At 65.6% G+C, this 15,309-nt stretch carries 9 protein-coding genes and 2 pseudogenes; 4 read left to right on the top strand and 7 right to left on the bottom strand.

Annotated elements, in window-relative coordinates; genetic code table 11:
• Positions 1–128: 128 nt before the first annotated feature.
• The 4 genes and pseudogenes from GHK24_RS08480 to GHK24_RS13970 form a co-directional block, all read right to left on the bottom strand.
• A complete protein-coding gene (locus tag GHK24_RS08480; protein WP_153472045.1) occupies positions 129–953 on the bottom strand; it encodes a dinitrogenase iron-molybdenum cofactor N-terminal domain-containing protein in 825 nt (274 codons plus the stop codon).
• Positions 954–1,025: 72 nt separating this feature from the next.
• Entirely contained in the window at positions 1,026–2,627 is a 1,602-nt protein-coding gene (locus GHK24_RS08475; protein ID WP_153472042.1) for a sigma-54 interaction domain-containing protein, read from the bottom strand.
• 328 nt (positions 2,628–2,955) lie between these two features.
• A pseudogene (locus GHK24_RS13975) lies at positions 2,956–3,396 on the bottom strand (methyl-accepting chemotaxis protein); the annotation flags it as partial.
• 108 nt (positions 3,397–3,504) lie between these two features.
• Positions 3,505–4,272 (bottom strand): annotated as a pseudogene (locus tag GHK24_RS13970) (PAS domain-containing protein); the annotation flags it as partial.
• A gap of 197 nt (positions 4,273–4,469) precedes the next feature.
• On the opposite strand from GHK24_RS13970, the gene GHK24_RS08465 reads away from it, so the two are divergent.
• Positions 4,470–5,453: a LysR family transcriptional regulator gene (locus tag GHK24_RS08465; protein WP_228384621.1), complete on the top strand. Its 984-nt coding sequence runs from the start codon at positions 4,470–4,472 to the stop codon at positions 5,451–5,453.
• A gap of 61 nt (positions 5,454–5,514) precedes the next feature.
• Here GHK24_RS08465 and GHK24_RS13805 read toward each other — a convergent pair whose 3' ends face one another.
• From GHK24_RS13805 to GHK24_RS08450, 3 genes are read right to left on the bottom strand one after another with little or no spacing between them, the layout of a single operon-like run.
• Positions 5,515–7,008: a methyl-accepting chemotaxis protein gene (locus GHK24_RS13805; protein WP_153472039.1), complete on the bottom strand. Its 1,494-nt coding sequence runs from the start codon at positions 7,006–7,008 to the stop codon at positions 5,515–5,517.
• On the bottom strand, positions 6,983–7,504 hold the full coding sequence (locus GHK24_RS08455) for a PAS domain-containing protein (RefSeq protein WP_153472036.1): 522 nt from the start codon (positions 7,502–7,504) through the stop codon (positions 6,983–6,985). Before GHK24_RS08455 ends, GHK24_RS13805 begins: the two co-directional genes overlap by 26 nt.
• 51 nt (positions 7,505–7,555) lie before the next feature.
• Positions 7,556–9,151 (bottom strand): helicase HerA-like domain-containing protein, encoded by a 1,596-nt coding sequence (locus GHK24_RS08450; RefSeq protein WP_153472428.1) that lies wholly within the window; start codon positions 9,149–9,151, stop codon positions 7,556–7,558.
• Between the two features lie 232 nt (positions 9,152–9,383).
• Between GHK24_RS08450 and GHK24_RS08445 the strand changes: the two genes are divergently transcribed.
• From GHK24_RS08445 to murB, 3 genes are all read left to right on the top strand, one after another.
• Positions 9,384–10,109 carry a YebC/PmpR family DNA-binding transcriptional regulator gene (locus GHK24_RS08445; protein WP_153472033.1) on the top strand — a complete coding sequence of 242 codons (726 nt, stop codon included), beginning with the start codon at positions 9,384–9,386 and terminating at the stop codon, positions 10,107–10,109.
• A 248-nt stretch (positions 10,110–10,357) separates the two neighbouring features.
• Positions 10,358–14,047, top strand: coding sequence for a methionine synthase (gene metH / locus GHK24_RS08440; RefSeq protein WP_153472030.1), 3,690 nt, complete (start codon positions 10,358–10,360; stop codon positions 14,045–14,047).
• Positions 14,048–14,093: 46 nt separating this feature from the next.
• A complete protein-coding gene (murB, locus tag GHK24_RS08435) occupies positions 14,094–15,164 on the top strand; it encodes a UDP-N-acetylmuramate dehydrogenase (RefSeq protein ID WP_228384620.1) in 1,071 nt (356 codons plus the stop codon).
• Positions 15,165–15,309 lie beyond the last annotated feature (145 nt).

Below are 15,309 nucleotides of genomic sequence, written 5' to 3'. Positions count from 1 at the left end.
GGTGGATAACCGTCACGTTTGCTCACAGAAGGCGGGGGCAAGTCTGTGGATAAACCATGGATAACTAGCGCATCTCGCTCTGCGCAAACGGAAAATCCGCGCCGCTTAATTTTCGGGCAGCGAGGCGTTTACGCGAGGGCAGGTTGCCGGGCGGGGGCGGAGGAGGTGGCAGACTCGGCCGACGCCGCGCACGCCGGCGCTGCGGGTGACGATCCGGCGACGGCTGCGTTCGGGCGCGTCGGCTGCTCCGGCGCGGCTCGCGGACCTTCGCCCATGGCACGAAGCAGCCAGGGCGCGGGCTGGCCACGCAGGATTTCCTGAAATTCGGCGAGCCGCGCACGCGCCTCTCCGCCTTCCGGCGTAGCGACGGGATGAATGCCAGCGCGCATCAGGCTGGCGCTGGAGCGATTGGAGAGCGTACGCGCGTAGAGCAACTGGCAGTCGCCGAGTACGGCCAGCCGGGCCGCATCGCGGGCGGTATCGCGGGGCGTATCGCCTGCCGTGCCACCGTTGGCCGCTACCGGGCGATGGTCGATGAGGCGAACTTCCTGGCGCGACACTTGGTAGATGAGTAGCGATCTGGCGGTGCTGAAGCTGCCGTCGATCCTTTCGCCGGAGCGGCAGACGACCGCCACGCGCAGCGAGCCGGGCATGTCGCCATGACGATAAGGCTGCGGCATCGGCGGCGGCGCGTCGACGATGCGCGGCTCGATTTCGCCGCGCAGGTAGCCGAGGGCGCGCAGCAGGATCGCGCGCGGCGTGCTGGCGAATTCGCCGTTGCCGGCGCTGCGCAGACGGGCAAAACTCAGCTCCTTGAGCTTGCGCTCGGTCAAGGGCAAGCCGAGGACTTCGACCAGCACCGGCATCAGGCGGCGCAGGCCGTCGCCCGGCAGGGCGCGGGCGGCGAGGCCGATGCGCAGGGCCAGCGCCGGGGGAAGGAGAGGGCGGTTCATGATCGGTTCACCAAGGCGAGTGATGAAGGTCGCCGGCAGACGCTGCGCCCGCCGGCAAAGGAGCTGCCGCGCTCAGGCGCCGACGGCACAGCGGAAGTCCTTGTAGTTGAGGTGATATTTGCCCATGCGCAGGCCGAGGATGCGCCGTGTCAGGCCGAGCTGTTCGGCGGCCAGCGTGGCGTTGCCGTGGTGGGCTTTCAGCGCGTCGACGATCATTTCGTATTCGACGGCGGCGAGTTTGCTGTCGAGGCTGCCGCTCTCACCGGACTCGGCGACCACCGGTAGTTGCAGGGACGCCGGCAGGTTGTAGCCGTGGATGACGCCGTTCTCGGCGAGCAGCATGGCGCGTTCAATGACGTTTTCCAGCTCGCGCACGTTTCCTGGCCAGTGGTAGCAGAGCAGCATGTTGATCGCCGGCGTCGAGATGCGCTCGACGGGAATCGCCATTTCGCGGGAGAACCTGGCGACGAAATGGTCGGCGAGGGCGATGATGTCCTGCCCGCGCTCGCGCAGCGGCGGGATGGTGATCGGAAAGACGTTGAGCCGGTAGTAGAGATCCTCGCGGAAGGTGCCTTGCCGCACCATCTCGGCCAGATCGCGGTTGGTCGCGGCGAGGATGCGCAGTTCGACCTTGATCGTCGTGTTGCCGCCAACGCGCTCGAAGCTCCTCTCCTGCAGGACGCGTAGAAGTTTGGCCTGCATCGGCAGAGACATCTCGCCGACTTCGTCGAGGAAGATCGTGCCGCCGTCGGCATCTTCGAAGCGGCCGCGCCGCAAAGCGGTGGCGCCGGTGAAGGAGCCTTTTTCGTGGCCGAAAAGCTCGCTTTCGATGACGCTTTCGGGCAGGGACGCGCAGTTGAATTTGACGAAAGGCCCGCCCGTGTTGGCGCTGTTGTAGTGGATGGCGCTCGCCACCAGCTCCTTGCCGACGCCGCTCTCGCCCAACAGCAGGACGGTCGTGCGCGATTTGGTGACGCGCTCGACGAGCTGGTAGACGTCCTGCATCGGCTTCGAGTTGCCGATCAGGTTGGTCGGGCGGAAGCGCTGCTTCAAGGCCGAACGCAGGCGTTGATTTTCGTCGGCCAGGCGCGCAGTGGTGAGATGCTCGACGAGATAAAGCTCGACCGCCTGCGCCGTGACGGTCGCCAGCACGGAGAGAATCTCGACGTCGAGATTGAGCAGGCGCCGGTCGTCGTACAGGCGCTCGGCGCTGATCGTGCCCATTACCTTGCGGCCACGCAGGATCGGCACGCAGAGGAAGGAAAGCCCGGAGGTATCGGCGTGCTCGCGGCTGCCGGTGCGGTTGAGGAAGTTCGGCTCCTCGCCGATGCGCGGCACGACGATGCTTTTGCCCGTCTCGACCACCTTGCCGGTGATCCCCTCTCCCAGCCGGTAGACGCCCTTGGCGGCCTCCTCCTCACTCAGGCCGACGCTCTCGTGCACAAAGATCTTGCCGGTGCCGGGGTCGTACAGGCTGACCATGGCGCGGACGACCTTCATGTGCCGCTGCATCAGGCGCAGCAGGACGTTGAGAATGTGTGACAGGTCGCCACTCTCGCTGGTGATCCGGCTCATCTCGTAGAGCAGCGGCAGCAGGGCGGTGCGGCACTCGCCGAGGTTGATCTCGCACAGTCGTTTCGCCGTCCGGACGTGCGGCGTGATGATCGCTGACATGGTGCACGGCTCCAAAGTCGGGCGACACAGGCGCCCGCCCTCGTTCAGCAGAAAGGATGCCAAGCGGCTGAAAATTCCGCGCTGACGGCATCAATCCCTTTACTGGCAAGGCATGCGCGGCACGCGAAGGGTGCCGCCGGGCCGCTGTCAGGCGGCATGCGATGTGAGCTTCGCGACGACGCTGTGTTGTTCACTACATAACGCCAGGCGGGAGGGAATAGCGCCGAAGCGCCGGCGAATGCCCTTCTTGCGAGGAAATGCGCCGTGGCGCGTCGCCACTGGGGACGTCGCTCGGCAGTGTGCGCTATCGCGCGGCGAGTGGCGGACGCTAGCCGGCGACGGTTTCCGAGAGTTGCTGGATGACTTCGACGACGCGTGCGGCGCCGTTGTGCATGCGCTGGATCGACTCGCCGGCGCTGTTGACCAGATCGACGCCCTCGGCCACCTCGGCCAGGCCACTGCCCATGCTGCTGCTAACGGAGCGGGTTTCCTGCTGGATGCCCTGGATCATGCTGCCGACATCACCCGTCGACTGGGCGGTGCGCTCGGCCAGCTTGCGCACTTCGTCGGCGACGACGGCGAAGCCGCGCCCGCTCTCGCCGGCACGTGCTGCCTCGATGGCGGCGTTAAGCGCCAGCAGATTGGTCTGGTCGGCGATTTCCTTGATGGTGTTGACGATCGAGGTGATCTGCGTCGTCTGCGTGCCGAGCGCTTCGACCAGCCCGGCCGAACGCTCCACGGTCGCCGCAATCGACCGCATCTTGGCAATCGTCTCGTGAATGATCTGCTCGCCGCCACGCGAGATTTCCTGCGTTTCCAGCGCCACCTCGTAGGCGGTCGCCGTGCCTTCCTTTTCGGCGGCGTTGCGCTTGATCTGGGCGCTGATGTCGCTGGCGAACTTGACGATCTTGCTGACCTGGCCGTCCGGCCCGAAGACCGGGTTATAGGTCGCTTCCAGCCAGACCTCCCCGCCGTGGCGATTGAGGCGGCAGAACTGCCCGGAGAAGTACTCGCCGCGCGCCAGCGACTCCCAGAAGCGCGCATACGCCGGGCTGGCCGCATCGGCGGGCTGACAAAAGATGCGGTGATGCTGGCCGACGACGTCCTTCCCGGCATAGCCCATGGTCGACAGGAAATTGTCGTTGGCGCGCAGGATGGTGCCGTCGGGGGTGAATTCGACGACGGCCATTGAGCGCTCGATCGCTTTCACCATGGCCTGCGCCCGCGCGGCGTCTTCGACCTGCTTCGTCACGTCGGTGGCGAATTTGACGATCTTGCACGGCTGCCCGCTATCGTCGAGCACGGGGTTGTAGGTCGCCTCCAGCCAGATGTCGCTGCCGTCCTTGCGCCGCCGCTTGATCGTGCCGCGAAAGAACTCGCCACGCCGCAGGTTCGCCCAATGGCGCTCGTAATACTGGCTGTTCGCCAGTTGCGGGTCGCACAGTTCTTTGTGTTCGTGGCCGATGAGTTCATCGGCGGCGTAGCCCATCGCCGCGCAGAAGTTGGCGTTCACACGCAGGATCCTGCCGTCGAGCCCTAATTCGATGACCGCGTTGGAGCGCTCCAGCGCATTTGTCAGCGCCCGCGCCTCGCGCAATTCGCCTTCCAGCACCGCGATTTTCTCGTGGTTCTTGTTGCCGAACATGCCGACCTCCGATGGCTGAGTGGGCGTCGCCTCGACCGACGACGGGCTTCGTGGTGCCACTTCGACAGCCCGCGCCGGGGCGCGTTGCACCGGCATGACGCTGATATGAAAAAGTTTTTCGGCATAGCGAGAAAGGCTGCCAGGCCTAAGGACGACCGTTACCGGCCTGTTCCGTCGGCGGCCACGCGCGCGGCCGCATGGCGAACGCACTTGCTACACTTGCCGACGAGTCTTCGCCGCACACGAAAGCGCCACGCTTCGCCGCCACGCACAGGACCACCATGCGCTACGACCTTGTTGATCTGCGACTTTTTGTCGCCATTGCCGAAGAGAAGAACCTGACGCGCGGCGCCGCCCGCGTGCAGCTGGCAACCTCCTCGGCCAGCCACCGGCTGCATCTGCTCGAGGAGGCGCTCGGTGCGCCGCTCTTCGAACGGCGCGCACGCGGCGTTATCCTCACCCGCGCCGGCGAGGCGCTGCTGCGCCACGCCCGCCAGGTGTTCGCCCAGATCGAACAGATGCACGCCGATCTCGCCCCCTACGCCGAAGGGGTGCGCGGACACGTCGCGCTGTGGGCGAACACGCACGCGACGCATACTTTCCTGCCCGACGACCTCGCCGGATTCCTGCGGCAGCATCCGCAGGTGAGCGTCGCGCTCGAAGAGCACACCAGTCCGGAGATCGTCCTTGCCGTGGCGCGCGGCGAGATTGATCTCGGTGTCGTTGCCGAGCGCATCGAGGGCGCCGACGTCGAGCTGATTCCCTATCGCGCCGACCGGCTGGTGCTCGTCACGCCGGCCGCCCATCCCCTCTCGACGCGCACCGTCACGCGCTTTGCCGACGTGCTCGATTTCCCCTTCGTGATGCTGCACGCCGGCTCCGCCATCCACACCTTCACCACCAATGCCGCCGCTGCGCTCGGGCGGCATCTCGACGTGCGCATCCAGGTCCGTAGCTTCGAGGCGGTCTGCCGCATGGTCGGCGCTGGTGTCGGTGTCGGGCTCGTGCCGCAGAGCGCGGTCCCAAGCAACGGGCTGCGCGAGCCGCCGGCCATCGTCGCGCTCGATGAGCCCTGGGCGCAGCGCGATCTGCAAGTCTGCGTGCGCAAGCGTTCGGCCCTGTCAGGCTTCCCGGCGGCGCTGGTCGATTCGCTACTGCACGCGCCGCGCGACGAGAGCTGAAAAAAGCCTCTCCGCGAACGGAGAGGCTTTTACAAAACGGGGAAGCGAACGAGCTGCGGGATCAGCTGGAGAAAGCCTTGATTTCGGTGTTTTTCTCTTCGATCAGCTGCGTCAGCAGCAGCAACACCTGATCGGCGGCGTCTTCGGTCGATTGATAACGGCCAATGAGCGTTTTTTGCAGCTGCGCGTCGTTGGCCCAGTTTTCCTTCGCCAGGGCGAGCGCTTCGTCGATGAGCTGGTGCAGCTGGCGGTGCGGCATGTCGAGGGCGATGAAACTCGGCAGATGCGCGAACGCCTGCCGGCCACGCCCTTCGCGCATCCAGCGCCCGAGGCGGCACTTGTCGATGCTGAAACTGAAGTTCGCCGCCACGTCCGACTCGGGGCCCATGGTGACGGCGATGTAGGCCTTCTGCTTGAGGATCATCACGTCGGTCTTGGCCAGCGCGGCGAAGGAGATATCCTGCGCCAGCTCTGCCGCCAGCACGGTATGTTTGGCCGTCTCGGCGAGGCTGCTGAAACGGGCTTCGAAGATGTCGACGGTGGCTTTCACCTGCGTCGCCGCCACCATCAGTTCGCTCGAATTGCCCTGCATGGCGGTGAGCTCGGTCTGGAAGCTCTGGATCACGTCGCGGATGCGCGTCGTCGCGTCCTTGGTCTTCTCCGCGAGCTTGCGCACTTCGTCGGCCACGACGGCAAAGCCGCGCCCCGCCTCCCCGGCGCGCGCCGCTTCGATGGCAGCGTTGAGGGCGAGCAGGTTGGTCTGATCGGCGATTTCGGTAATGACCTGCAAGGCCTGCGAGACGTCCTTGCCGCTGTCGGCCAGGCGCTCGATGGTGCCGGAATTGGCGGCGATGAGCTCGTTGCTGCGCGACAGCGCCGTCGTGATCTCGGCGACGGATTCGCGGCTGGCGTTGGCGTCGGCGTTGGCGGTGCGCGAAATCTCGGTGACTTCGCCCATGCGCTGGCTGGTGTGGCGCAGGTCTTTCTGGCTGCTGACGAGGTTGTCGAGATTGCGCGTCGAGTTGAGCTGGCTGAGGGTGGAGAGCAGCTCGTTGCGCATCTGGAACTGGCCGTTCGCTTCGATGGCGTCGAAAGATTCGCGCACGCTATCCATCGATTGCGCGAGGATGCCGTGCAGCCCGCAGGAAATCGGCTTGCGGTAGAACTTGCGCTCGCTGGCGCAACGGGCCGAGGTGGCGATCTCGCGGAAATAGGCCTCGCACTGGTCGAGGAGGCTATTGACGTGCCAGGCGAGATTGCCGAGGTCGTCGTTGCTGTGGATATTGATGATGCGCGGGTCGAAATTGCCGTCCGCCGCCGACTGCACCGCGCGCTCGATCTGTTTCACAAAGGCTTTCTGCCGCGCCATTCCCCAATGCAGGAAGACGATCAGGGGCAAGGCGAGAAGGACGAGCGCGAGCAGCAGCGGATCGAAGCCGCGCCGCCAGAAATCGAGCGCGCCCGCCGCCAGCAGGAGCGCGACGACACCATAAAACGGCAGCAACAGGGCCGCCCCTGCCGATAGCCGCTTAAATGGCGAGAACGAGTTCTTCATAGCTCAGACCTTTTTCGGTGAGGACATCGACGAGCACCTGCGTACCCGCAGCGATTGCATCCTTGGCGCCCGCGCGTTGCTCGGCGGCCAGCATGGCCTGATAGAGCGGCGTCACGATGGCGATCGCCGACTCGCGCGGCTTTCGCCGCACCGAGTAGTAGCCGAGGATGTTGCCGCGCGCGTCGAGCGAGGCGGTGATGTTGGCGAAGACCCAGTAGAAGCTGCCGTCCTTCGCCATGTTCTTCACGTAGGCGAAGACTTCCTGCTTCTTGGCGATGTTGTCCCAGAGCAGCTTGAACACCGAGCGCGGCATATCCGGGTGACGGATGATGTTGTGCTGCTGCCCGAGCAACTGCGCTTCGGTATAGCCGGAGTATTCGATGAAGACGCGGTTGCCGTAGGTGATGCGGCCAGTCAGGTCGGTCTTGCTGACGATGAAATCATCCTCACGCATGACGCGCTCTTTGCTGGTCGGAACGATCAGCTTGTTTTTCATGCTCTCCCTTTCGTACGTCCTGGCGTCTGGCGATGCCTCTCGCGGCCGCGCCTAGCGCCGTCCGCCGAGGATGGAACCGAGTACACCGCGAACAATTTCCCGCCCGATCTGCGAACCTACCGCCCGTGCCGCACTTTTTGCCGCCGCTTCCAGCACCGAATCGGCGTTCCGGCCGCGCGCACGAGCACCGCCACGCCCGACCGACGCGTCTTCGCCGGAAGCAAAAATCTCGCCGAGACTATCAAGCCAGCTGCCGGACGACGCGGCACCCTGCGCCGTTGCCCTGTCTGCCGTACCCTGGCCCGTTTGGGTGCTCATCCGCTCGGCCGACGCGGCGGAAGCCGATGCCCCGTGCGAGGGCGCATCCGCAGCGGCGGGAGCCCCTTTCAGGGCTTCGTAGGCCGACGCACGATCAATCAGCGCCTCGTAATGACCGTAGAGATCCGATCCGCGAATCAGTGCCTGACGCTCGTCAGCGCTGAGCGGCCCGATGCGCGAGGCAGGGGGCAGGACCAGTGCACGCTCGACCACCGCCGGGCGGCCCTGACCGTCGAGCAAGGACACCAAGGCCTCGCCGACGCCCAGTTCGGTGATGACCGTCTCGGCGTCAAACGCGGGGTTGGCGCGCAAGGTCTGCGCCGCCGCCCGGACGGCCTTCTGGTCGCGAGGTGTAAACGCCCGTAGCGCATGCTGCACACGATTGCCCAGCTGGCCGAGGACGGTATCGGGAATATCGAGCGGGTTCTGCGTGACGAAGTAGACGCCAACGCCTTTGGAGCGAATGAGGCGCACCACCTGCTCGACTTTTTCGAGCAGGGCCGGTGGCGCATCGTTGAAGAGCAGGTGCGCTTCGTCAAAGAAAAAGACGAGCTTCGGCCGCTCGAGATCGCCTACTTCCGGCAAGCGCTCGAAGAGTTCGGCCAACAGCCAGAGGAGGAAGGTCGCGTAAAGCCGTGGCGCGCCCATCAGCTTTTCGGCCGCGAGGATATTGACGACGCCCCGTCCGTCGTTCGTCTGCATGAGGTCGGCGATGTCGAGCATCGGCTCGCCGAAGAAATGCTCGCCGCCTTGCTCGCCAAGGCCCAGCAAACCGCGCTGGATGGCACCGATCGACGCTGCCGAGATGTTGCCGTAGTCGGTGGTGAAACGGCGGGCGTTCTCGCCGACGTACTGCACCATCGCCCGCAGATCCTTCAGGTCCAGAAGCAACAAGCCGGCGTCGTCGGCAATCTTGAAGACGAGCTGCAAGACGCCTGCCTGCGTTTCGTTGAGATTGAGCAGGCGGGCGAGCAGCAGCGGCCCCAGATCGGAGACGGTGGCCCGCACCGGGTGCCCGCGCTCGCCAAATACATCCCAGAAGACGGTCGGGCACGCTGCCGGCGTGAAATTCTCCACACCCAGCGCCTGCACCCGCGCAGCCAGCGCGGGGCTGATCGCCGCTGGCGCCGCCAGGCCGGAAAGATCGCCTTTGACGTCAGCCAGAAAGACGGGCACGCCGATGGCCGAGAAGCGCTCGGCGAGAACCTGCAAGGTGATGGTTTTACCGGTGCCCGTGGCGCCGGCGATCAAACCATGGCGATTAGCCAACGCCGGCAGCAAGGCCAGCGTCACGTCGCCGGCACGGGCGATATCGAGGGGAGACGTCATCTGAAAAGCATCGGCCATGAAACAATTGTCGTTCGTGATTCTAGCAGCGACGCGTGACTGTTTTTCGTGTCCTTACGCGCAGATACAACATCGACGCCCCGTTTGCGCCAGCCCGGCGTTTCTGGCGAATCGGTATAATGCGCGCCTGTTTGACGCACCGCGCTCTCGGCGCCGGTAGCGTCGTCTGCGCGACCGGGGGCGGTCGGCGTTTCGGAGAGTTCGGAGAGCGACGATGGCAGGACACAGCAAATGGGCAAATATCCAGCACCGCAAAGGGCGCCAGGATGAAAAGCGCGGCGCCGCCTTTTCGCGCGTCGCCAAGGAAATCACCGTCGCTGCCCGCATGGGTGGCGGCGATCCGACCTTCAACCCGCGCCTGCGCATGGCCGTCGACAAAGCCAAGGGTGTCAATATGCCCAAGGACAAGATCGACAACGCGATCAAGAAGGGCACGGGCGAACTCGAAGGCGTCGATTACGTGGAAATCCGCTACGAAGGCTACGGCATCGCCGGCGCGGCGATCATGGTCGACTGCCTCACCGACAACAAGACGCGTACCGTCGCCGAAGTCCGCCACGCGTTCACCAAGTACGGCGGCAACATGGGCACCGACGGCTGTGTCGCCTTCCAGTTCAAGCATTGCGGGCAATTGCTCTTCGCGCCGGGCACCGACGAAGCGGCGCTCATGGATGCCGCCATCGAAGCTGGCGCCGACGACGTGATGACGCACGACGATGGCTCGATCGAAGTGCTGACGCCGCCGAACGACTTCCTGACCGTGAAGGACGCGCTCGCCGCCGCGCAATTCACTGCCGAATTCGGCGACGTGACGATGCGCCCGGAAGCGGAAATCGATCTGGCAGGCGACGACGCCGCACGCATGCAGCGCCTGCTCGACGTTCTGGAAAGCCTCGACGACGTCCAGGCGGTCTACACCAACGCCGCACTCGACGCTTAAAGCGTCTGATCCGCACCACGGTGGCAGCCGGTCGCACGCGCTGCCACCTTTGCTTTTCTGTTGTTCGCTGCCGTCAGGGAAGCATCGCCATGGCCGCCACGACCGCTCTGGCGGCTCCTCGACCGGGGCGCTGTCAGGCGGGCTGGCAGCCGCAACGTGGCGGGGACGCCGCCTTGTAGACGCACCGTTGTCTTCAGGCTCCGCCACCATCCTCTTTCCGCTCTTCATTTCACGCCGCAAGGACTCTCATGCAAGCCGACCGTAGCGAAGAACTCAGGGCGCTGCTCGAACGCCGCATCCTCATCCTCGACGGCGCCATGGGGACGATGATCCAGCGGCACGGACTGACGGAAGCGGACTACCGGGGCGAACGCTTCGCCGCCCACCCGCACGATCTCAAGGGCGACAACGACCTCCTGCTGCTGACCCAACCGGCCCTGATTCGCGGCATCCATGCCGATTATCTGGCGGCCGGTGCCGACATCATCGAGACCAATACCTTCAACGCAACGGTGGTGTCGCAGGCGGATTACCACCTGGAAGAGGTGGTCTACGAACTCAACGTCGCCGGTGCGCGCATTGCGCGCGAGGTCTGCGACGAATTCACGGCACAGAATCCGGAGAAGCCGCGCTTCGTCGCCGGCGTGCTCGGCCCGACCTCACGCACGGCGTCGATCTCGCCCGACGTGAACGATCCGGGCTACCGCAACGTCAGCTTCGATGAACTCGTCGCCAACTACGGCGTCGCCGTCCGCGGGCTCGCTACGGGTGGTGCCGACATCATCCTGATCGAAACGGTCTTCGACACGCTCAACGCGAAAGCGGCGCTGTTCGCCGTCGAGGCCTTCTTCGACGAGATCGGCCAACGTCTGCCGATCATGATCTCCGGCACCATCACCGACGCCTCCGGGCGCACGCTGTCGGGGCAGACCGCCGAAGCCTTCTGGAATTCGCTGGCGCACGCCAAGCCGCTCTCGTTCGGTCTTAACTGCGCGCTCGGCGCGCGCGAACTGCGACAATACGTCGACGAGCTATCGCGCCGTTGCGACTGCTTCGTTTCGGCACACCCGAATGCCGGCCTGCCGAACGCCTTCGGCGGCTACGACGAGACGCCCGCCATGCTGGCGGCCGCCATCCGCGAGTGGGGTGAAGCCGGCATCATCAACATCGCCGGCGGCTGCTGCGGCACTTCGCCCGACCACATCCGCGCCATCGCCGAAGCCCTCGCCGACCTGCCGCCGCGCCGCCCGCCGCGCGTCCAGCCGCAGTTGCGCCTGTCGGGGCTGGAACCGCTGAACGTCGGCAGCGAGTCGCTGTTCGTCAATGTCGGCGAGCGCACCAACGTCACCGGCTCGAAAGCCTTCGCCCGCCTCATTCTGAACGGCGACTTCGAGCAGGCGGTCGCCGTCGCCCGTAATCAGGTCGACGCCGGCGCACAGATCATCGACGTCAACATGGACGAAGCGATGCTCGACGCGAAGGCGTCGATGATCCGCTTCCTCAACCTGATCGCCTCGGAACCGGACATCGCACGCGTGCCGGTGATGATCGACTCATCGAAGTGGGAAGTGCTCGAAGCCGGTCTGAAATGCCTGCAGGGCAAGGGCATCGTCAATTCGATCTCGCTCAAGGAAGGCGAGGAGAAGTTCCTCGCTCAGGCGCGGCTGATCCGGCGCTACGGCGCCGCCACCGTCGTCATGGCCTTTGACGAACAAGGGCAGGCCGATACCTTCGCGCGCAAGACGCAGATTTGCCGTCGCGCCTACGAACTGCTCGTCGGCATCGGTTTTGCCGCCGAAGACATCGTTTTCGACCCCAACATCTTCGCCGTCGCCACGGGCATTCCCGAACACGACAACTACGCTGTCGACTTCATTGAAGCGACGCGCTGGATTCGCAGCCATCTGCCCGGCGCGCAGATTTCCGGCGGCGTCTCCAACGTCAGCTTCAGCTTCCGCGGCAACGACCCGGTGCGCGAGGCGATCCACACCGTTTTCCTCTACCACGCCATTCGCGCCGGCATGTCGATGGGCATCGTCAACGCCGCGCAGTTGGGCGTTTACGAAGAAATTCCCGCCGAGCTGCGCCGCCGCGTCGAGGATGTCGTCCTCAACCGCTCGCCGGAGGCCGGCGAAGCGCTCGTCGACTTCGCGCAGACGGTGAAGGGAACGGCCAAGACGAGCGTCGAGGACCTCGCATGGCGCGAGAAGCCCGTCGCCGAGCGGCTTTCGCACGCGCTGGTCAAGGGCATCACGGAATACATCGTTACCGATACCGAGGAGGCGCGCGCCGAAGCGGCCGCCGCCGGACTGCCGCCTTTGACCGTGATCGAAGGTCCGCTGATGGCGGGCATGAACGCGGTCGGCGACCTCTTTGGCGCCGGCAAGATGTTCCTGCCGCAGGTGGTCAAGTCGGCGCGCGTGATGAAACAGGCCGTCGCCCACCTCTTGCCGTGGATCGAGGAAGAGAAGCGTCGCACCGGCGCCTCGCAGGCGAAGGGCCGCATCGTCATCGCCACCGTCAAGGGCGACGTTCACGACATCGGCAAGAACATCGTCTCGGTGGTGCTTGGCTGCAACGGCTACGAGGTGATCGACCTCGGCGTCATGGTGCCGTGCGAAAAGATTCTCGCCGCCGCGCGTGAGTCGCGCGCCAACATCATCGGTCTGTCCGGGCTGATCACGCCCTCGCTCGAAGAGATGAGTCAGGTCGCCGCCGAAATGCAGCGTCAGGGTTTCGACCAGCCCTTGCTGATCGGCGGCGCGACAACCAGTCGCGCGCACACCGCCATCAAGATCGCACCGAACTACCAGCAGCCGGTGGTCTACGTGCCAGACGCCTCGCGTGCGGTCGGCGTCGTTTCGCGTCTGCTGTCGGACGAGCAGGGCGAAGCCTATCGCGCCGAAATCGTCGCCGAGCACGAACGCGTGCGCAGCCAGCACGCCAAGAAGCTCGGCACGACGCTGGTGCCTCTCGCCGACGCCCGCGCCAATGCCTATCGGCCGGAGCCAACGGAGGGCGCCGTCGCCTGGCTGCCGGTGGCGCCGCGTTGCCCCGGTCGCCACGTCATCGACGATATCGATCTGGCGACGCTCGCCGGGTATTTTGACTGGGGTCCGTTCTTCCAGGCGTGGGATCTCGCCGGGCCTTTCCCGCGCATTCTCGACGACGAGATCGTCGGCGAGTCGGCGCGCTCGGTGTATCGCGACGGGCAGGCGATGTTGCAGGAGCTGATCGCCGGCCGCTGGCTGCGTGCGCGCGCCGTGTTCGGGCTGTATCCAGCGAACGCGGTCGGCGACGATATCGAAGTCTATGCGGACGAGACGCGCAGCGCCCCTGTCCTCGTCTGGCGTAACCTGCGGCAACAGCACGAACGGCCGGATGGCAAGCCGCATGGCTGCCTCGCCGATTTCGTCGCGCCGCGTGGCACGCCCGACTGGGTCGGCGCCTTCGCTGTCACGGCGGGCATCGGCATCGAGACGAAGCTGGCCGAATTCGAGGCGGCGCACGACGACTACCGCGCCATCATGCTCAAGGCGCTCGCCGACCGCTTCGCAGAAGCCGCCGCCGAATGGCTGCACGCCGAGGTGCGCCGCCATTACTGGGGATATGCGCCCGACGAAGCACTCAGCACGGAAGCGCTGATCAAGGAACGCTACCAGGGGATTCGGCCGGCGCCCGGCTATCCGGCCTGCCCGGATCACACGGTCAAGGGGCCGCTCTTTGACCTGCTCGAGGCGACGGCGCAGGTCGGCATGACGCTGACCGAGAACTTCGCCATGCAGCCAGCCTCGTCGGTATCGGGCTTCTACCTCGCCCACCCGCAGGCGCGCTATTTCGCGATCAGCAAGATCGGTCGCGATCAACTCGAGGATTGGGCAAAGCGCAGCGGCATTTCGCTGGCGGAGGCCTCGCGGTGGTTGGCGCCGGTACTCTGAGGAGTGCGCGGTAGCGCACACGGAAGGGGCGGTTTTAGAGGTTAGAATGCCCGCTCCTTATTCGTCCTCTGCCATGCTTCCTGCCCGACTTCGTACCGACGCCGATCTGGGCGCCCTCAACTCGCTGGCACTGCCGGCGCGTGCTGCTTTGTTCGCCCGTCTCGACAGCATCGACGATATCGCCGAAGTAGGCGCTTACGCGAGGCGCACGGCTTGCCGCCTTTTCGTTCTCGGCGGCGGCAGCAATGTCGTTCTTGACGATGCTTTCGATGGCCTCGTGCTGCACATGGCGCTGCGCGGTCGCGCGCTGATCGGCGAGGATGGCGAAGCTGTATACGTGCGCGCCAGTGGCGGCGAACCATGGCCGGAGTTCGTCGAGTGGACGCTGGCGCAAGGCTGGGGCGGCCTGGAAAATCTGACCGCCATTCCCGGCAGCGTCGGCGCGGCGCCGATTCAGAACATCGGCGCTTACGGGCGCGAGGTCGGCGAACTCATCGCCTCGGTCGAATACGTCGATCTGGCAGAGGGCACCTCGCACGTGGTGAGCCGCGACGATTGCCAGTTCGCGTATCGCGACAGCGTATTCAAGCAGCGCGGCTGGCACCGCGACGGCCGCGTGCTGGTAACCGCAGTTGTGTTTCGCCTGCCGAAGCGTTGGCAGGCCCAACTTGGCTACGCCGGCATCGCCGACACCCTCGCTGAACACGGCGTGGCGTCGCCGGCTACAGCCGATGCCCGGCAGATCGCCAAAGCGGTCGCCGCCTTGCGGCAACGCAAGCTGCCCGACCCGGCACGACTGCCCAATGCCGGCAGTTTCTTCCACAACCCGATCGTCGAAGCCGGGCACGCCGCACGTCTGGCCGCCGAATTCCCCGCCATGCCGCAGCATCGGCAAGGCGATGGTCGCGTGAAATTGGCAGCCGGCTGGCTCATCGAACAGACCGGCTGGAAGGGGCGAACCCTCGGCCCGGTCGGTATGTATGCCGGGCAAGCGCTGGTGCTCGTCAATCACGGCGGCGCCCGCAGCGCCGACGTACGCGCGCTGGCCAGCGCCGTTGCTCACGACGTACGTGAGCGTTTCAGCGTGGAGTTGCACGTTGAGCCGATTACTCCCTGAGCCGCGCTCGCTGACCCCCACGCCGGCGGCGATTGCTTCCGGCGGCTGCCTGCCATGGCGATACGACTGCGCCGCCTTGCTGACTAGCGTCGCGTGCAGCGGTCGCACCGGGGCCATATCGGCCCCCATGACGGCCCATCCCCTT

Source organism: Rhodocyclus gracilis, from assembly GCF_009617575.1.
In the GTDB taxonomy this organism is placed as follows: domain Bacteria; phylum Pseudomonadota; class Gammaproteobacteria; order Burkholderiales; family Rhodocyclaceae; genus Rhodocyclus; species Rhodocyclus gracilis.
The sequence above is the reverse complement of the archived record's forward strand: the minus strand, read 5'-3'. Positions and strand labels throughout refer to the sequence as shown.